This is a genomic window from Sphingomonas phyllosphaerae 5.2 (assembly GCF_000419605.1).
In the GTDB taxonomy this organism is placed as follows: Bacteria; Pseudomonadota; Alphaproteobacteria; order Sphingomonadales; family Sphingomonadaceae; genus Sphingomonas; species Sphingomonas phyllosphaerae_B.
In genome coordinates, this window is sequence record NZ_ATTI01000001.1 from 2,599,199 (window position 1) to 2,617,674 (window position 18,476).

At 67.0% G+C, this 18,476-nt stretch carries 17 protein-coding genes; 7 read left to right on the forward strand and 10 right to left on the reverse strand.

The genetic code is table 11. The features are described 5' to 3' along the window. The first annotated feature begins 21 nt into the window (after positions 1-21). Complete coding sequence (locus SPHPHY_RS0112160) at positions 22-1,104, forward strand: PA0069 family radical SAM protein (RefSeq protein ID WP_022686958.1); 1,083 nt, start codon at positions 22-24, stop codon at positions 1,102-1,104. 6 nt (positions 1,105-1,110) lie between these two features. On the opposite strand, the gene SPHPHY_RS0112165 is transcribed toward SPHPHY_RS0112160, so the two are convergent. Continuing rightward, positions 1,111-1,542, reverse strand: coding sequence for a monooxygenase family protein (locus SPHPHY_RS0112165; RefSeq protein WP_231370411.1), 432 nt, complete (start codon positions 1,540-1,542; stop codon positions 1,111-1,113). A gap of 86 nt (positions 1,543-1,628) precedes the next feature. On the opposite strand from SPHPHY_RS0112165, the gene SPHPHY_RS20075 reads away from it, so the two are divergent. Further along, positions 1,629-2,168, forward strand: a complete 540-nt coding sequence (locus SPHPHY_RS20075) for a TetR/AcrR family transcriptional regulator (protein ID WP_022686960.1) — start codon at positions 1,629-1,631, stop codon at positions 2,166-2,168. 9 nt (positions 2,169-2,177) lie between these two features. On the opposite strand, the gene dnaE is transcribed toward SPHPHY_RS20075, so the two are convergent. Next, a complete protein-coding gene (gene dnaE / locus SPHPHY_RS0112175; RefSeq protein WP_022686961.1) occupies positions 2,178-5,678 on the reverse strand; it encodes a DNA polymerase III subunit alpha in 3,501 nt (1,166 codons plus the stop codon). Positions 5,679-5,783: 105 nt separating this feature from the next. Between dnaE and SPHPHY_RS20080 the strand changes: the two genes are divergently transcribed. Next, positions 5,784-6,371 (forward strand): HdeD family acid-resistance protein, encoded by a 588-nt coding sequence (locus SPHPHY_RS20080; RefSeq protein WP_022686962.1) that lies wholly within the window; start codon positions 5,784-5,786, stop codon positions 6,369-6,371. Between the two features lie 139 nt (positions 6,372-6,510). On the opposite strand, the gene SPHPHY_RS0112190 is transcribed toward SPHPHY_RS20080, so the two are convergent. From SPHPHY_RS0112190 to SPHPHY_RS20085, 5 genes are all read right to left on the reverse strand, one after another. Then, positions 6,511-6,990 (reverse strand): glutathione peroxidase, encoded by a 480-nt coding sequence (locus SPHPHY_RS0112190; protein ID WP_022686964.1) that lies wholly within the window; start codon positions 6,988-6,990, stop codon positions 6,511-6,513. Then, positions 6,987-7,583 (reverse strand): GNAT family N-acetyltransferase, encoded by a 597-nt coding sequence (locus tag SPHPHY_RS0112195; protein WP_022686965.1) that lies wholly within the window; start codon positions 7,581-7,583, stop codon positions 6,987-6,989. The genes SPHPHY_RS0112190 and SPHPHY_RS0112195 overlap by 4 nt, the downstream gene beginning before the upstream one ends. Next, positions 7,580-8,263, reverse strand: a complete 684-nt coding sequence (locus tag SPHPHY_RS0112200; protein WP_022686966.1) for an ABC transporter ATP-binding protein — start codon at positions 8,261-8,263, stop codon at positions 7,580-7,582. The genes SPHPHY_RS0112195 and SPHPHY_RS0112200 overlap by 4 nt, the downstream gene beginning before the upstream one ends. Then, positions 8,256-9,506, reverse strand: coding sequence for a lipoprotein-releasing ABC transporter permease subunit (locus tag SPHPHY_RS0112205; protein WP_022686967.1), 1,251 nt, complete (start codon positions 9,504-9,506; stop codon positions 8,256-8,258). The genes SPHPHY_RS0112200 and SPHPHY_RS0112205 overlap by 8 nt, the downstream gene beginning before the upstream one ends. A 716-nt stretch (positions 9,507-10,222) precedes the next feature. Then, positions 10,223-12,688, reverse strand: coding sequence for a TonB-dependent receptor (locus tag SPHPHY_RS20085; RefSeq protein WP_043130041.1), 2,466 nt, complete (start codon positions 12,686-12,688; stop codon positions 10,223-10,225). A 204-nt stretch (positions 12,689-12,892) separates the two neighbouring features. Between SPHPHY_RS20085 and SPHPHY_RS0112215 the strand changes: the two genes are divergently transcribed. Next, the gene (locus tag SPHPHY_RS0112215) at positions 12,893-13,360 is read left to right on the forward strand and encodes an Hsp20 family protein (RefSeq protein ID WP_022686969.1); all 468 of its coding nucleotides are present in this window, start codon (positions 12,893-12,895) and stop codon (positions 13,358-13,360) included. An 81-nt stretch (positions 13,361-13,441) separates the two neighbouring features. On the opposite strand, the gene SPHPHY_RS22545 is transcribed toward SPHPHY_RS0112215, so the two are convergent. The 3 genes from SPHPHY_RS22545 to secG all read right to left on the reverse strand — a co-directional run bounded on the left by SPHPHY_RS22545 (position 13,442) and on the right by secG (position 16,620). After that, entirely contained in the window at positions 13,442-14,431 is a 990-nt protein-coding gene (locus SPHPHY_RS22545) for an SGNH/GDSL hydrolase family protein (protein ID WP_081645302.1), read from the reverse strand. Between the two features lie 79 nt (positions 14,432-14,510). Then, positions 14,511-16,148, reverse strand: coding sequence for a CTP synthase (locus tag SPHPHY_RS0112225; protein ID WP_022686971.1), 1,638 nt, complete (start codon positions 16,146-16,148; stop codon positions 14,511-14,513). An 85-nt stretch (positions 16,149-16,233) separates the two neighbouring features. Continuing rightward, entirely contained in the window at positions 16,234-16,620 is a 387-nt protein-coding gene (secG, locus tag SPHPHY_RS0112230; RefSeq protein ID WP_022686972.1) for a preprotein translocase subunit SecG, read from the reverse strand. A 263-nt stretch (positions 16,621-16,883) separates the two neighbouring features. Here secG and SPHPHY_RS0112235 point away from each other — a divergent pair, with 263 nt between their 5' ends. From SPHPHY_RS0112235 to argC, 3 genes are read left to right on the forward strand one after another with little or no spacing between them, the layout of a single operon-like run. Continuing rightward, positions 16,884-17,228, forward strand: coding sequence for a MarR family transcriptional regulator (locus tag SPHPHY_RS0112235; RefSeq protein WP_028056853.1), 345 nt, complete (start codon positions 16,884-16,886; stop codon positions 17,226-17,228). Positions 17,229-17,256: 28 nt separating this feature from the next. Next, the gene (locus SPHPHY_RS20090) at positions 17,257-17,535 is read left to right on the forward strand and encodes an SH3 domain-containing protein (RefSeq protein WP_022686974.1); all 279 of its coding nucleotides are present in this window, start codon (positions 17,257-17,259) and stop codon (positions 17,533-17,535) included. Beyond that, positions 17,532-18,461 (forward strand): N-acetyl-gamma-glutamyl-phosphate reductase, encoded by a 930-nt coding sequence (gene argC / locus SPHPHY_RS0112245; RefSeq protein ID WP_022686975.1) that lies wholly within the window; start codon positions 17,532-17,534, stop codon positions 18,459-18,461. The genes SPHPHY_RS20090 and argC overlap by 4 nt, the downstream gene beginning before the upstream one ends. Positions 18,462-18,476: the final 15 nt, after the last annotated feature.

Consider the following 18,476-nt stretch of genomic DNA (forward strand, 5'->3'; position numbering starts at 1 on the left):
AACGTAGTCGTACAAGGCGCCATGGCCGATGGCAAGATTCGCGCCGTGCGCGGCGCAACACTGAACGCAGCGAGCTCGCGCTTCAATCTGCCTCAGGCGGAAGCGGACGGCGACTGGCGGGACGCATGCGCACTGGTCGACGGGGCGCCGCCCCCGCTTCGTACCACCGTCACGGTCGAGCACCCGCGCACGATCATCTCGCGCAACACATCGCCCGACGTACCGTTCGATCGCTCGATCAACGCCTATCGCGGATGCGAGCACGGCTGCATCTATTGTTTCGCACGCCCCAGCCACGCTTACCACGACCTGTCGCCGGGCCTCGATTTCGAGACGAAGCTGTTCGCCAAACCCGACGCCGCCGCCTTGCTGCGCGTCGAACTCGCCAGGCCGGGTTACGCCTGTGCGCCAATGGCGATCGGGACCAACACCGATCCCTACCAGCCGATCGAGCGCGAGTGGCGGGTGACGCGCTCCGTGATCGAGGTGCTGGCCGAATGCCGCCACCCGCTCGTCATCACCACGAAGTCCGACCGCGTGGTGCGCGATATCGACCTGCTCGCGCCGATGGCCGCGCAGGGGCTGGTGGCGGTCGCGATCTCGATCACCTCGCTCGACCCGCGCATCGCGATGACGCTGGAGCCGCGCGCGACCGCGCCCGAGCGGCGGCTGGCGGCGGTGCGCCGTCTCACCGATGCGGGCATCCCCACCTACGTCAACATGGCACCGATCATTCCGGCGATCACCGATGCCGAAGTCGAGACGATCGTCGCACGTGCCGCCGCGGCCGGCGCGCTGGGGGTGTCGTACATCCCTGTACGGCTGCCATGGGAGGTCGCGCCGCTGTTCCGCGCGTGGCTGGACGAACATTACCCGGATCGCGCCGGCAAGGTGATGGCAATCATCCAGTCGCTGCGTGGCGGCAAGGACAATGATCCGCGCTTCGGAATGCGGATGAAGGGCCAGGGGCCGTGGGCCGAGCTGCTGCGCACCCGCTTCCGCATCGCTCGAGCGAAGGCGGGGTTCCCGGACCGCCGCCGCACGCTCGACCTGCGTTGCGACCTGTTCCGCCGCCCGCCCGGCGCGCAGGGCGAGTTGTTCTGACGCCGCTTAGCGGCCCAATCGTCCTCGGCCCGACAGCAGCCGTCCTTGCGCGGGCAGCGGTGGCGCGAACGCCCCCAGCCCCGGCGCCTGCGGCATGTCGACGTAGATCGCCTCCATCCCGCCACGCGCCGCATAGGCTTCGTGCCAGAAGCCGTTGCCGTGGCGATCGGCGAGGAACTCCTTCCACCAGCCGGCATGCGGCATCGCACGCGTGAACGCTTCCAGGCTGTCGAGATCGCGCCAATATTGGCGGATGCCGACGTGATTCCAGCCGTGCAGGCAGCGCTCCGCGGCCAGCAGACCGTCAGGCGGCGTACGCGCCAGTTCCGACAGCCCGCGCCCGATCCCCAGAAACGACGGCAATCCGCGCAGGCTGCCGACCCGGAAGCCCAGCAGCACCACGATCAGGTCGGGCCACGCGGCCAGATCGACGGTCATCCGTTTCGCGTCGCTCGCTTGCATCGTCGCCACTCCACTGCTTACATTGTACACATAACTGGACAGGTATACGGTGTAAACAGGTAATGGGTTCCCCCGCTCACTTGCGCGACACCTTGCTCGATCACGCGATTGCGATGCTGGAAGGCGGCGAGGCCGAGCCCGGCATTCGGGCGCTGGCGCGTGCCGCCGGCGTGTCGGCGATGGCGCCGTACCGCCATTTCGCCGACAAGGCCGCGTTGCTGGCGGCGGTGGCCGAACGCGGCTTCGCGATGCTCCACGCCGCGCTGGCGCAGGCCGATGCGCATGGCAGCGACGCCGAGCGGCTGGTCGCGCAGGGCCAGGCCTATGTCGCATTCGCGCTGGCGCACCCGGCGCTGTTCCGGTCGATGTTCGTGTGCGGCGCGCCCGCGCCCGAGCAGCCGGACGCGCCCGCCTTCGCGATCCTGACGCAGCGCGTCGCGGCGCTGGCGCCCGCGGCGGTGCCGGAAGCGACGCTGGGCTGCTGGGCGATCGTCCACGGGCTGGCGACGCTGGCGCTGGACGGCGGCGTGACGTTTACGCCCGATCAGGTGCGCGCCGTGCTGACGCTGCATGTCGCGGGGATCGCCGGCGCCGCGCGCTGACGGCGGCGCTCAGCCGACCGAGCGCAGCCGCGTCTCCTCGATCTCGAACTCGACCTTCGTCACCCCCGGCAGCGCCTCGATATGCTCGGCCAGCTCGGCGTCGAGCGCGAAGTCGCGATCGAGGATAACCGTCGCCAGCTCGCCATTCGCGATCGGCACCTTCAGCGTCACCTTGCCGCGCGCACCGCGCAACGGCGCGATCAACGCCGCCAGCGCCTGCACCGCGCCGGCATCCGCGACATGCACCTCCAGCGCGAAGCGCGTCGACGTCGCCAGCGTCTCGAACGGCTTGATCGACTTAACCGTCACGCGCGGCGTCTCCTCGCCCGGGCGGCGATCCAGCTCGACCGTCGCCAGCCCGCAGCCACCGTTGCGCGCCGCCTCCTCCAGGTCGGCGGCCGGGCCGTCGTCGAAGCAGGTCGCGACGAACTGACCCGTGGCGTCCGACAGCGTCGCCATCATGTAGCGCTTGCCGCGCGCCGACGTGCGCCAACGCGCATCCTCGACCAGCACCGCCATCGTCGCCATCACCCGCGCGCCATCGGCGATCTGCAGCTCGCCCAGCGTCACATAGGTTCGCGCGCCGTGCGTCCTGGCGAGATGCCGATATCGATCGACCGGATGCGCCGAGAAATAGAAGCCGAACGCCTCCTTCTCCTGTTCCATCCGCTCCGCCAGCGCCCAGCGTGCCGACGCAGGCAGCTTGATCGCGTCACCGGCGCCGGCATCGTCGCCGAACAGACCGCCCTGCCCGCTCGTCCGTCCTTCATGCGTGCGGGCGGCGATCGCCAGCACCGTCTCGGCGACCGCATGGACCCCGGCGCGGTTACCGTCGATGCAATCGAACGCGCCCGCCGCCGACAGCGTCTCCAGTTGCCGCTTGTTGAGCAATCGCGGATCGACGCGCGCCGCCAGATCGTCGAGGCTGCGGAACGGCCCCCTGCCGGCACGCTCCTCGCACAATTTCTCCATCGCGCCCTCGCCGACGGATTTCAGCGCCGCCAGTGCGTAGCGGACCATCGGCCGGCCGTCCTCGCCAGGCTCGACGTCGAATTCCGCGACGCTGCCGTTGATGCACGGCGGCAGCATCCCGATGCCCAGCCGCCGCGCATCGTCGACGAAGATCGCCAGCTTGTCGGTCTGGTGCAGGTCGTAACACATCGACGCGGCGAAGAACTCCGCCGGGTGATGCGCCTTCAGCCACGCGGTCTGGTACGCCAGCAAGGCATAGGCGGCGGCGTGGCTCTTGTTGAAGCCATAGCCGGCGAACTTGTCGATCAAGTCGAACAGCTGGTTGGCATAAGGCGCGGGGATCTGGTTGTGTGCGGCACAGCCCTCGACGAACGTCGAACGCTGCGCGTCCATCTCCGCCTTCACCTTCTTGCCCATCGCGCGACGCAACAGGTCGGCGCCGCCCAGCGAATAGCCGGCCAGCACCTGCGCGGCCTGCATCACCTGTTCCTGATAGACGAAGATCCCGTACGTCTCGCTCAGGATCGGCTCCAGCAGCGGGTGCGGATAGCTGATCTCCTCCGTTCCCTGCTTGCGCCGGCCGAACGACGGGATGTTGTCCATCGGCCCGGGCCGATAGAGCGAAACGAGCGCGACGATGTCGCCGAAATTGCTCGGGCGGACCGCGGACAGCGTGCGCCGCATCCCCTCCGATTCCAGCTGGAACACGCCGACCGTATCACCGCGCTGGAGCAGCTTGTAGACGCCCTCGTCGTCCCATTCGAGCGCGTCGAGATCGACGGCGATGTCGCGCTTCTTCAGCAGCTCGATCGCCTTCTTCAGCACCGACAGCGTCTTGAGCCCGAGGAAGTCGAACTTCACCAGCCCGGCGCCCTCGACATATTTCATGTCGAACTGCGTGACCGGCATGTCGGAACGCGGATCGCGATACAGCGGCACCAATTGCGCCAGTGGGCGGTCGCCGATCACCACGCCCGCTGCGTGCGTCGAGGAGTGGCGCGGCAATCCCTCCAGCTTCGTCGCCAGATCCCACAGGTGCCGGACCTGATTGTCGTTCGAATATTCCTTGGCCAGTTCCGGCACGCCGTTCAGCGCGCGCTTCAGGTCCCACGGATCGGTCGGGTGGTTCGGCACCAGCTTGGCGAGCCGGTCGACCTGCCCATAGCTCATCTGCAGCACGCGCCCCGTATCCTTCAGCACCGCGCGCGCCTTCAGCTTTCCGAAGGTGATGATCTGCGCGACCTGATCGCGACCGTATTTCTCCTGCACGTAGCGGATCACCTCGCCGCGCCGCGTTTCGCAGAAGTCGATGTCGAAATCGGGCATCGACACGCGTTCCGGATTCAGGAAGCGCTCGAAGAGCAGCCCCAGCTTGATCGGGTCGAGATCGGTGATCGTCAGCGCCCAGGCGACGACCGAGCCCGCGCCCGAACCACGCCCCGGTCCCACCGGAATGTCGTGGTCCTTGGCCCATTTGATGAAGTCGGCAACGATCAGGAAATAGCCGGGGAACCCCATCTGGATGATGACGTGGACCTCGAAGGCCAGCCGCTCGCGGTACACCGTCCGCCACTCGGGGTCGTCGGCAGGTTGCGCGCCGAGCTGTTCGATCCGGTCGAGCCGTGCCTCAAGCCCGGCGACGGCGTCGCGACGCAGCATCGCCGCCTCACCCTCGCGGTCGCCGGCCAGGCTGGGCAGGATCGGCTTGCGCTTCGGCGCGGCGACTGCGCAGCGCTGCGCAACCACCAGCGTATTCGCCAACGCCTCGGGCAGGTCGGCGAACAGCGCCGCCATCTCCGCCGCGGGCTTCATCCACGCATGGCCGCAGCTGCGCGGACGGTCTTCGCTCTCGACGTAGCTCGATGACGCGATGCACAGCATCGCATCATGCGCATCGCCGAAATCGGCTTCCTCGAAACAGCTCGGATTGGTCGCGACCAGCGGCCAGCCGCGCTCATAGGCAAGGTCGAGCAGCTGTGGCTCGGCCTTGTCCTCGATCACGTCGTCGCGGCGGCACAATTCGATGTAGAGCCGGTCGGGGAACAGCGCGTGGAGCCGGTCGGCATAAGCTGCCGCACGCGCGGGCTGGTCCTCCGCGAACAGCCGCGCCACCCCGCCCTCGCCACCGGCGGTGAGTGCGATCAGCCCCGCCGCATAGCGCTCCAGCACGTCGAACCCGACATGCGGCGCCAGTTCGAGCGGCCGGTCGAGATGCGCGCGGCTGACCAGTTCGCACAGATTGTCGTAGCCGGTCGAATTCTGGGCATAAAGCGCGATCCAGTCGATCGCCGCCGCCACGCCCTCGGGCATGTCGGGCCGCGCGATGCCCAGCATCGTGCCGATCACCGGCTGCACGCCCGCGCCCATCGCCGCATCGGAAAAAGCCATTGCGGCGTACAGCCCGTTACGGTCGGTCAACGCCGCGGCCGGGAAGCCGAGCTTCGCTGCACGCTTGGCGATCGCCTTCGGCTCGATCGCGCCATCGAGCATGGTGTAACTGGAAAAGATGCGGAGCGGCACGAACCCGGAATGCTGCATCCCCCCGACGTAGGCGCACCGACCCGATTCGACCATCCCCGACGCGCCCGCCGGAACTGCGGCCACGCCGGTCCGTTCGCCTCACCCAAACCTGGAGTGATCGCTATGGCGCAATTCGGCAACAATCCGGCCGGCGGCTTCCGGCCGGCCGGCGCATCGACCGGCGCGGGCTGGGGCTGGATCATGGCCTATGGCATCGTCTCGGTGCTGGTGGGCATCGCCGCCTTCATCTGGCCGTTCGCCGCCACCTATGCCGCGACGATGGTGATCGGGATTCTGCTGTTCGTCTCCGGCGTGTTCTCGATCGCGGCCGGGCTGTTCGGGCAAGGTCATGAAGGCCGGCTCTACGCCGTGATCTTCGGCGTCCTTACCGTGATCGTCGGCGCGATCATGGTGTTCGAACCGGTCACCGGCGCGCTTTCGCTGACGCTCATCATGGCGGTGTGGCTGGCGGTGCGCGGCGTGCTGGAAGTCGTGCTGGGCCTGCGCATGCGCCGACGCCGCGGGCTGATGATCGTGCTGGGCGTGCTCAACATCCTGCTCGCGATCTTCATCATGGTGACGGTGCCCTGGTCGGCGCTGACGCTGCCGGGCTTCATCCTCGGGGTCAGCTTCCTCGTCGGCGGCATCACCGCGATCACTGCCGCCAGCGACCACCGCAAGGGCGCCGACGCGTTCGCGATGCCGGCCTGATGCGTCACGCACGACGGGGTGCGCGTCACCCCGTCGTGACGAGCCGGTGGGTCAGCGCCATCGCGACCAGCAGCAGCGCGAGCACCGCGAGGATCAGCGCGAACATGCAACCGAGCACCACGCGGTCACCGAACATCGCCTACAGCAACGCCTCGATATCGGCTGCGATATCCTCGGGCTTCGTCGTCGGTGCATAGCGGTGCACGACCCGCCCGGTGCGGTCGATCAGGAACTTGGTGAAGTTCCACTTGACCGCCCTGGTCCCCAGCAGTCCCGGCGCCTCGGCCTTCAGCCGCTCGAACAATGGATCGGCATTCGCGCCGTTGACGTCGATCTTCGCGAACACCGGGAACGTGACGTCGTAAGTGAGCGAGCAGAAATTCGCGATCTCCGCCGCATCGCCCGGTTCCTGTGCGCCGAACTGGTTGCACGGAAAGCCCAGCACCGCAAAGCCACGCTCGGCGAAGCGCCGATGCAGCGCCTCCAGCCCTTCGTACTGCGGCGTGAAACCGCATTTGGACGCGGTGTTGACGATCAGCAGCGCCTGCCCGCGCCAGCGCTCCAGGGACGCCGTGCTGCCATCGGCCGCGGTGACGGCCATGTCGGTGATCGCCGTCATCGCGGACGCTCCAGCAGATAATCGAGGTTGCGCCGCACCTGCGGCCATTCATGCGCAAGGATCGAATAGACGACGCTGTCGCGCACCTCGCCGTCCTCGGTGACCATGTGCCCGCGCAGCACGCCATCCATGCGCGCGCCCAGCCGCTCGATGGCGCGGCGCGACGCGCGGTTGTGCCAGCTGGTGCGGAACTGCACGCACTGGCAACCGAGCACGCCGAACGCATGATCCAGCAGCAACCTTTTCGCCTCGGTGTTCAGCCCGGTGCGCTGCACGCGCCGCGCATAGAGCGTGCCACCGATCTCGACGCGGCGATGCCCCTCGTTCATCCGCATGAAGCGCGTCGCGCCCGAAACGCGGCCGTCGGCGTCCAGCACGGTGAACGGCACGGCGCGCCCCGCCGCCTGCTGCGCTTCGATCCCGTCGAACCAGTGGTCGATCGTCGCCGCATCGGGGACGACCGCTGCGAACACATGGTCCAGCCCGTCGCCGAACGCCGCCAGCAACGCGGCGCGATCCGCACGATCCAGCGGGCGCAGCGTGACGTGGTGCCCGACCAGTGTCGGCGCCGCACGCCAGGCCGACGCGCTCACCGCGCGACCTCAAGCTGACCCTCGTGGAGTCGCACCACGCGGTCCATGCGTGCCGCCAGCCGCTCGTTATGCGTCGCGACCAATGCCGCAGAGCCCTCGCCGCGCACCAGCCGCAGGAATTCGGCGAGCACGCGGTCGGCGGTCGCCTCGTCGAGGTTGCCGGTCGGTTCGTCGGCCAGCACCAGCGCCGGGCGATTGGCCAGCGCGCGCGCCACCGCGACGCGCTGCTGCTCGCCGCCCGACAGCTTCGACGGACGATGCGTCAGCCGGTGCCCGACGCCGAGCGCGCTCAGCAGCACCGTCGCGCGCTCCTCCGCCGCGGCCCGCTCCGCGCCCAGGATCAACTGCGGCAGCACGACATTCTCCATCGCGTTGAAGTCGGGCAGCAGGTGGTGGAATTGATAGACGAACCCCAGCCGGTCGCGGCGCAGCGCGGTCCGCCCCGCCGCGTCCAGCTTCGCGGCCTCGGTGCCCGCGATCCGGATCGATCCCGAAAACCCGCCTTCCAGCAAGCCGACCGCCTGCAACAGCGTCGACTTGCCCGATCCCGATGGTCCGAGCAGCGCGACGATCTCGCCGGGCTGCACGGTCAGGTCGACGCCGCGCAGGACGTGGATCGTCGTCTCGGCCTGCGTGAAGCTGCGCGCGAGGCCGGTGGTCTGGAGGACCGCGTCACTCATAGCGCAATACCTCGACCGGGTCGGTGTTCGCCGCCTTCAATGCCGGATAGACCGTGGCGAGGAACGTCATCAGCAACGTGATGACGACGATCGCGGTGACCTCGACCGGATCGACCTTCGACGGCAGGGTGGTCAGGTAGCGGATCGACGGGTCCCAAAGATTCTGCCCGGTCAGCAGCTGGACGAAATTGACCACGGACTGGCGGAAGAACAGGAACACCGCGCCCAGCGCGAGCCCCGCGAACGTCCCCAGCACGCCGATCGCGGTACCGACGGTCATGAAAATACGCAGCATCGCGCCCCGGCTGGCCCCCATCGTGCGCAAAATCGCGATATCGCGCGTCTTGGAGCGTACCAGCATGATCAGCGAGCTCGCGATGTTGAACGCCGCGACCAGGATGATGATGCACAGCACCACGAACATCGCGACCCGCTCCACCGCCAGCGCATCGAACAGCTCGGAATTGAGGCGCCGCCAATCACTTACCACGCCGTACGCCTGCACCTGCCGGGAGAGCGGCGCCAGGATCTCGCCCACCTTGTCGGCGTTCACCGTCTGCAGCTCGATCATGCCGACCGTGTCGCCCGTCAGAAGCAGCGTCTGCGCATCCTGCAACGGCATGATGACATAGGCTTTATCGTAGTCGTAGACGCCGACTTCGAAGACCGCGCCGACCATGTAGTTGACGCTGCGCGGCACCGTCCCGAACGGGGTCGACCGGCCCAGCGGGCTGATGATCGTGATCTCCGACCCAACCGTCGCACCCAGTTGCTCGGCAAGCCGCGCACCGATCGCCACGATCCCGCTATTGGCCTTCAGCGACGCCAGGCTGCCGGCGACCACCTTGCTGCGGATCGTCGGATTGCTGCGAATGTCCTCGGTCCGCATCCCACGCAGCAGGATGCCCTCCGCCCGGCCGTTATAGGTCGCGAACAACGGCTGCTCGATCATCGGCACCGCGCTGGTCACTCCCGGCGTCGCCCTGGCAAGCGTGACGACCCGCTGCCAGTTATCGAGCCGGTTGTTGTAGCCCTGCACCACGGCGTGTCCGTTCAGCCCGACGATCTTGTCGAACAGCTCGGCGCGAAAACCGTTCATCACGCTCATGACGATCACCAGCGCGGCGACGCCCAGCATCACCGCGCCCAGCGAGAAACCCGCCACCAGCACGATGAACCGCTCGCCCTTGCCCGGCAGCAGATACCGCCGCGCGATCATGCTTTCATAGCGGGACAGCAACATGGCCGTCGCAGTAGGGAGCCGCACGGCCATGCGCAATGGGCGCTGTTGCGGATTCGTCACATAGTCGCCGCAATCGGTTTTGCTCCCGTTCATTTGAATCGACAGCGCGCACGCGCCACCGCATACCTCCGGGCACTGGCACACAGGCAAAGGCCGTGGTTCGGGGAACGCCATCAAGCCCCGCTTTTCCGTAGGGAAAAAGCGTGCGGGCAGAGGGCAGGATTGGGGGCTGACGAGCGATCGTCACGCAGGCGCCCGGGTCGTGAAAACGGCCCGGGCGTTTGCCGTTTGGGCGCAATCCCGTGGCGGAAAAACATCGCACGGCGCGCGACGACCGACCATCCTGCGAACGACGAACGCTCCGGCTGGGCGTCATGACGAAGGCTTCGCATCGGCGCTGCGGATCGCCCCGGGACATCATGCGAGGACCAGCTACCTGTCGCTGTCGGCCGGCCAAGGTGCCGGAGCCGCCGTCATCCGAACCGCAGCGTCAGGCGGTCCCCAAACCCGTTCCTGGCGCCGATCGACGTTCAGCGGGTTTCCCTGCAAGCGCCGTCATTACGAGCCAAGCGAAGCACGCCAGGCTTCGCTTGGCTCGCGATGACGGGTGGACGAAGCTTATCCGCCGATCATGCGAGGGCCGCTCACCCGAACAAATGGATAATCTTCGTTCGCGATCAGTCCGGCACCCGTGAGGCGCTGAAGGTCGACGCCGCCTAGAACCCGAACCCAACCGTCATCCCGTAGGTGCGCGGATCGCCGACGTTCCCGGCGATCAACCCGGTGTTACCCGGGGTCGTCGCCAGCACCTCGTAATATTCGGTATCGAACAGGTTCCGCACCCAGCCGAACACGTTCACCCCGCCATCGGTCCGGAAACCCAGCCGCGCGTTCACCAGCGTGTAGCCGGCGACATCGGTGTAAATCGAGCGCGACGCATTGGACGAGAACTTCGTCCGCGAATTCGCGTCCACCCCCGCATAGGCCTCGCCCGACTGGCCGAACACCGCCGCGGGCAGATTGTATTCGCCGCCATAGGAGAAGGCGAACTTGGATATCCCCGGCAACCATTGTCCGGAGATATCGCACGCCACCGGACTGTTCGTTCCCGGCTGGCCGGGTGCACCGATCGTCGCTCCGCTGCCGCCGCCCGACAATTCCGGCGGGCACGGCGCGTTCTTGAAGTCGACGTATTCGTGGTCGGTGAAGGCGCCATTGGTATAGAAGGTCACCCGGTCGCTCGGCCGCACGGAAAAGTCGGCCTCCACGCCCCGCACCCGCACCTTGCCGGCATTGGCCAGATAGCCGCGCAGCGTCGACGTCGAGCTGTTGTTTACCACCGCCTGATAATCACGGATCTCGGTCCAGAACCCGGTGACGTTCAACGTCACCTTGCGATCCCAGAATTGCGTCTTTGCGCCCAGCTCGAAATGGTCGACCTTCTCGGGTTTCACCTGCGCCAGTTGCGTTTGCACCACACCGTTCACCACCGGCACGCCGTTCAGGTTCAGCCCGCCCGATTTGAAGCTGTGCGCGTATGTGGCGTACAACAGCACATCGCGCGACGGCTTGTACGACGCGGTGACATCGTAGGAGACGTTCCACTGCTGGAACTTCTGGTCGCGGAATTCTTGCGGCTGGATCGCGTCGCGCTGCGCCGCCTGTCGTGCGTTGCCGCCGGTTGCGGGGACCAGATTGCCCTGCCCGTCGCGCACCACGCTGATGTAGCTGCCGACCTTGTCATCATAGTTGAGCCGCACGCCCGGCGACAGCGTGACATCGTCCCCAACCTTCCAGTTGAGCTTGCCGAACAACGCGCCCGAAAAGTTCTTCAGGCTGATGTCGTTGTTCGCGGTCAGCCCGTCGAGCACAGACGGATCGCGCGACAGCGCGCTGGACGGGTTGATGAGCCATCGGCTCGCCGCCGGACCCTGCCGCTGCGTGCCGGTGGTGTTGATCGTCTGGTAGAATCCGAAGGCGCCCAGCACGTAATCGAACCCGTGCCCCTCCCCGGCATAGCGGAATTCCTGCGTATATTGGTCCTGCCGGCTCGGGTTTTGCGACAGAGTGGTGATCGGCAGTCCGGTGAAGTCGCGATCGTTGGCAGGCAGCCAGTCCCAGAAACGCCATGCGGTGATCGACGTCAGCGTCCCCTCGCCCAGCCGGTACTCGCCACGCAGCGACAGCCCGCCCAGTTCGTTGCGCGCGCTCAGTTGCGCGTCGAGGTCGGTCACCCGATCAAACGGGTTACGGCTGGGCGGCGCATAGCCCTGCGCCGCCGCCAGTGCGTCGAACTGCCGGTTAAGCGGGCGTTGCGTGTTACCCAAGCGGACGAAGATCTGCGCGCAGCACGCCGGGTTCTGGCGCGAATAATCGCCCGACAAGGTAACGTTCAGGTCGTCGGTCGCCTTCCACAGGATCGCGGTGCGGATGCCGAGATTGTCCTGCGCATTGACATATTGACCGGTCGCGACATTCTCGATCGTGCCGCGGCGGCTGGTGGTCGACAGCCCCAGCCGGATCGCCACATTGTCGGTCAGCGGGCCGGACACGGACGCCTTGCCCTGCTTGAACTCAAGATTGCCTACCGAAACTTCGGCGCGGCCCTGCGGGGTAAAGCTGGGTGCCTTGCTGGTGATGTTGATTGCGCCCGCCACGGTGTTCTTGCCGTAAAGCGTGCCTTGTGGTCCGCGCAGTGTCTCGATCTGCTGGACGTCCAGGAAGTCGAGTGTCGCCGCCGCGACACGGCTGAGATACACCTGGTCGATATAGATGCCGACGCCCTGCTCGATCCCGTCATTGGTGAGCCCGAGCGGCGCGCCCAGCCCGCGGATGTTGATCGACGAATTGCGCGGGTTGGTGGAATAGAATTGCAGCGTCGGCTGGAGTTGCTGAAGCCGCTGGACGTTGAAGCTGCCGGTGGCGTCCAGCTCCTTCACGCCGACGACCGAGATCGGGATCGGCACGTTCTGAGCCGATTCGGCCCGCCGCCGTGCGGTGACCACCACGTCCGACGCAGCCGAGCTGCGCTGCACCTGCTCCTCGGTGCGCGCGGGGTCGCCCGGCGTCGTCGCCGGCGTGGCGCGCTCGCCCACCACCACCGGTGTGGGCGACTGCTGCTGGGTGGCGGCGACCGGGACGCCGGACTGCGCGGCCAGCAACATGGCTAGAGTGACGGACATGCGAATTCCCCCTTGTGGACGTCTCGTCGCCGGTGTGCCCGCCTTTGCATACCCCATCAACAAAGTAGGAGTTTTGTACCCCCTTGAAACGCTTCGCATCGGCCCCAAATTCCGAAGCGTGCGGTGCTGGTCACCGGGCCGCACGGAACAGACGCCGCGGAGACCCGGGCGTCGCTTTCAAATAGCTCATCGGAGGATTTGACGATGCGTTTCGATTTGACCCCTTACCGCCGCTCCACGATCGGTTTCGACCGGCTCTTCGACCTGATCGAAGCCAATGCACGGAGCAGTGCGGAGAATTACCCGCCGTTCAACCTGGAGCGCGTCGCCGACGACCGCTACCGTATCACGCTGGCCGTCGCCGGATTCAGCCGCGAGGAGATCGAGATCACCGCGCAGCAGAATCTGTTGCTGGTGACCGGCAAGAAGGACGACAAGGCGGAGAATAATCAGTTCCTCCACCTCGGCATCGCTAACCGCAGCTTCGAGCGGCGGTTCGAGTTGGCCGACTTCGTGTTCGTGGAGGACGCACGATTGAACGATGGCCTGCTGGTGATCGATCTGGTTCGCGAGGTGCCCGAGGCGATGAAGCCGAAGAGCATTTCGATCCGGACCGGCGCACCGCTCGCCGCCGTCGAGAACAAGGTGGCCGACGAAGCACAGGCCGCCTGACCGGGATCGGCGTCTCTTTGCTCCCTTTCGAGGCGCCGGTGGGGGCGTCCGGGCCGCAAGGCTCGGGCGCCTTTCCCTTTTCTACGCCGGCACGCGCCGCCGTCGATCGCGGCGCAACGCCGCGCCGACACTGGCGAACCCCAGCAGCAACATCGCCCATGTCGCCGGTTCCGGCACCGCCGCCAGCCCGAAGCCGAACGTGCTGTTGATGTCGTTGTACAGCGCGCGATGCACGGCGGCTGTCGGATGCGTGCCGTCGAACGAGAAATAACCGGTGCACGCCGGGAAGGCCGCTGCTCCCTGGCAGGTCGTCTCCGGCCTCTTTTCGACCGGCAGGATCAGCGTGTCCGGCAGGTCATAGGCCGCGGGGTTGGCCTGCAGGCGACCGAAGAAGTCGAGATAGCTGTACCGCATCAACCTGGTGTCCGGGGTGAGTTGTAGCTTCGCCAGTTCGCTTGACAGATATCCCTCCGCCTTGATTGAATAGGCGAGCGGCGCACCGGGGATGGCGACCGGAAACCCGGTCAGCAGGATGTTGCGGGCGCCGAGCTTGCCGAGCGCCGCGACGGCGGCGGCGTAATTCGCAGCCGCGGTCCGGAGGTAGGCGTCGGGATCGGTCACGCCGGACGCCGGCCCCTCCACGGCCGCGAACACGTCGTTGCCGCCGAAGTTAAGGACGTACAATCCCCTCGGGTCGGCTGTCTTTCCGCCAGCCAGCGCCAGTTTGTACAGCCCGACCTGTTCCAGTGCGTCCGGCACAAACGTCGTGGCGGTCGCGCGCGCGCCTCCGAAGGCGAAGTTGCTGCCGTTGTTCAGCGACGCCACGGTCGGCGTTCCGAACATGGCGATGCTCAGCAAGTCGGTATAGTCATAGCCGTTGGTGAAGCGCCCATCGACATAACCCTTGGCCGGGTCGGCCCCGAAACCCAGCTTGCGGACGTTTCCGGCGTCGACCAGGCTATCACCGAACACCGTCAGCGATGAGAACGGCGGCACCGTCGTTTGCGCCGCCGCCGGCACCGCGACCATCATCGCCACCGCACACAGCAATCCTGCCGATCGTCCCATCATGCCATCCTCCCGTTATTATTTGTAAACGGAAGGTTAACGGGGTGCCCCAGGATGCGCAACGGCGGCCGGAGCGGATGGATCAGACCAGTCGGCTTTGCTTGACGGCCGCAGCGATGAAGCTGGCGAACAGCGGATGCGGGTCGAACGGCTTGCTTTTCAGCTCCGGGTGGAACTGCACGCCGACGAACCACGGATGGTCGGGCCGCTCGACGATCTCGGGCAGCGTGCCGTCGGGCGACATGCCCGAGAACACCAAACCGCCTTTCTCCAGCGCTTCCCGGTACGAAGTGTTCACCTCGTAGCGATGACGATGGCGCTCCTCGATCGTGTCGCTGCCGTAGATCGATGCGACCACGCTGTTGCCGGTCAGCGCCGCCGGGTACGCACCCAGCCGCATCGTACCGCCCAGGTCGCCGTTCTCGGCGCGCTTCTCCAGGCCGCGCTCGCCCATCCATTCGGTGATCAGCCCGACGACCGGCTCCGTGGTCGGTCCGAACTCCGTGGACGAAGCCTGTGCGATCCCGGCGAGATCACGCGCGCCCTCGACACACGCCATCTGCATTCCGAAGCAGATCCCGAAATACGGCACGTTATGCTCGCGCGCAAAGCGGACCGAGGCGATCTTGCCCTCCGCCCCGCGTGACCCGAACGCGCCGGGGACGAGGATCGCGTCGCACGGCTCCAGATGCGCCGCGATCTCGCTGTCATCGTCGCCCTCGAACAATTCGGCGTCGATCCAGCGGATGTTGACCTTTACGCGATTCGCGATCCCGCCGTGCACCAGCGCCTCGTTAAGCGACTTGTACGCGTCCTGCAGGCCGACATACTTGCCGACGACGCCGACCGTTACTTCGCCTTCGGGCTGCATCAGCCGCTCGACGATCTCTGCCCAGCGGCTCAGGTCGGGCGGCGACGACGGGGTGATCCCGAACGCGCGCAGCACTTCCGAATCGAGCCCCTCGCCGTGATATTGCAACGGCACCGCGTAGATGCTTTTCGCGTCGAGTGCCGGAATCACCGCGCTCTCCGGCACGTTGCAGAACAGCGCGATCTTGGCGCGTTCCGATTCAGGTAGCGGCTGTTCGCAACGGCACACCAGCACGTCGGGCTGCACGCCCAGCGCCGCCAGCTCACGCACCGAATGCTGCGTCGGCTTGGTCTTCAGCTCGCCGGCTGCCGCGATATACGGCACCAGCGTGACGTGGATGCTGATCGCATTGCCGCGCCCGACCTCGTTCTTCAGCTGGCGGATCGCCTCGATGAACGGCAGCGACTCGATATCGCCGACCGTCCCGCCGATTTCGCACAGCACGAAGTCGAGGTCGTCGGTCTCCGCCTTGGCGAACGCCTTGATCGCATCGGTGACGTGCGGGATCACCTGCACGGTCGCGCCCAGATAGTCGCCGCGCCGCTCGCGCTCGATGATCGTCTTGTAGATCCGGCCGCTGGTCACATTGTCGGACTGCCGCGCCGACACACCGGTGAAGCGCTCGTAATGACCGAGATCGAGGTCGGTCTCCGCGCCGTCGTCGGTGACGTAGACCTCGCCGTGCTGATACGGGCTCATCGTGCCCGGATCGACGTTCAGGTAGGGATCGAACTTGCGGATCCGCACGCGATAACCGCGCGCCTGCAGCAACGCCGCGAGGCTCGCTGCCATGAGACCCTTGCCGAGCGAGGAGACCACGCCGCCGGTGATGAAAATGTACCGCGCCATGGGACGCAACCCCTAACCTTCAAATACGCAACAGGGCAAGCGCGCGGTTGCCCGCACGCGACGAACCGACAATGATATCGGCGGATCAGCGTGCCAGCGGCACGCCATTGTCGGCCGGAGCCGGTGCCGGAGCGGCGGCGTTCTGCGCCGCGGCGGCCAACGGATCGGCCTGCGTGGCGGCCGTCGGCGGTGCCTGGGTCTGCGCGGCGGGCGCACGCCGCTGCAATGACGTGTCGACCGATACCGCGCCGCGGTGCGCCGCGATGAATGCCAGCGTGATGCTCATCAGGATGAACAATGCCGCCAGCACCGATGTGGCGCGGGTCAGGAAATCCGCCGCGCCGCGCGCCGACATCAACCCCGACGGGCTGCCCGAAGAGGTCAGGCCGCCGCCTTCCGACCGCTGCATCAGGATCACGGTGACGAGGGCCGCCGCGATGATGGCCTGGAGGACGATCAGGAAGGTGAACATGGGCTGGGTACGATTCCGACGTGAAGAAATCGGGCGGCGGCGCGAACGCGCGCCGCCCGGATCGCTGCGCACATAGGGGAGCGCCGCCGAAGGATCAACCGCGCCCGCACGGGCACCGCGACGGGTTGCCGTGCAAATTCGTAACAGTCCTGAAACCAGCCGCGAAAGCGGGCGTTAGTCAATCGATATCCGGGATCATCCGGCCTTCCATCAAACGGGACGAGGACATGGCGACATTGGCTCAACCCGAACTGAGTTCGTGGATGAATGCGCTGGTGGATTACGTGCGGTCGGGCGAACCCGATCTCACCAATCGCCAGATGGCGCTGCTGCTGGTCGTGTACCTGCGACCGGGGCCGCATACGGTGCGCGGGCTGGCGCGCATATTGAACGTGTCGAAGCCGGTGGTGACGCGCGCCTTGAACAGACTGGGGGCGCTGGGCTATCTGCGCCGCCAGCGCGACGACAGCGACAAACGCAACATCTTCGTCGCCCGCACGACCGAGGGGGCAGATTTTCTTGAAGAGTTCGGGCAGTTCATCGGCGAAGGGGACGCCGCCCCTGCCGCCGCTCGACCGGTCGGCGGCGCCGACACGGCCCGGGCGTAGCGGATTTGCGCTCACCGGCCGGTCGCGCGTGCTCGATCCGCGCACCAATGCCGTGCGCCCCGACATCGCCGACGTCAGGTTGGCCGACAGCGTCTTTGCGCCACACTACGCCGCGCCTCTGCGTCGGACCGTCCGGCACGCAGCGACGCTGCGCGAGGCGCGCGATCCCGGCAGCACGGTGCTCGCCACGCTGGCGCCGGGTGCGGCGTTCGACCTGCTCGACATGACCGGAGGGGTCGCCTGGGGTATCGCGGTCGAGGCGGGCCGCGTCGGCTATCTCGATGGCGCGGCGGTGCAGCCCCAATGACCGTGCGCGTCTTCATCGACGGCGCGGTCGGGACCACGGGGCTCGAAATCCGCGAGCGGCTCGACTCGCGGCGCGACGTGAAGCTGGTCACGCTCGACGAAAGCCGTCGCAAGGACGACGCGGCGCGCGCGGAGGCGATCAACGCCGCCGACGTCGTCATCCTGTGCCTGCCCGACGATGCGGCACGCGATGCGGTGGCGATGATCGCCAACGACCATACCCGCGTCATCGATGCCTCGACCGCACATCGCACTGCCGAGGGCTGGACCTACGGCTTCGCCGAGCTCGACCCGGACCAGGCCGAAAAGATCGCCACAGCACGCTTCGTCAGCAATCCCGGCTGCTATCCAACGGGCTTTCTCGCGCTCGTCCGCCCGCTGGTGCGTGCCGGGCTGCTCGGCGCCGATGCGCTGCTCAGCGTGAATGCCATCTCCGGCTATTCCGGTGGCGGCAAGTCGATGATCGCGGAGTTCGAGGGCGGCGAGACGATCACCGCCTTCCGCCCCTATGCGCTTGCACTTGCGCACAAACATGCGCCGGAGATGCGGCGTCATGCCGGGCTGGAGCACGCCCCGATCTTTCAGCCCGCGGTCGCGCGCGCCTATCGCGGCATGGTCGTGCAGGTGCCGATACACCTCGCGCAACTCGCCCGACCCGCTACGCTGACCGACGTCGCGGAGGTACTGGCCAGCGCCTACGACGGCGGGCGCGTGGTCCGCTTTGCGCATGAGGCAGCGACGGTGGTGCGGATCGAGGATGATGCGAACACCGATCGCATGACCCTGCGCGTCACCGGCAACGCCGCGACCGGCCAGGCGTTGCTGATCGCGACGCTCGACAATCTCGGCAAGGGTGCCGCGGGCGCCGCCGTGCAGAATTTGAACATCATGGCCGGGCTCGATCCCGTTGCCGGCCTGACCCTGTAATCAATCCAAGGAGAC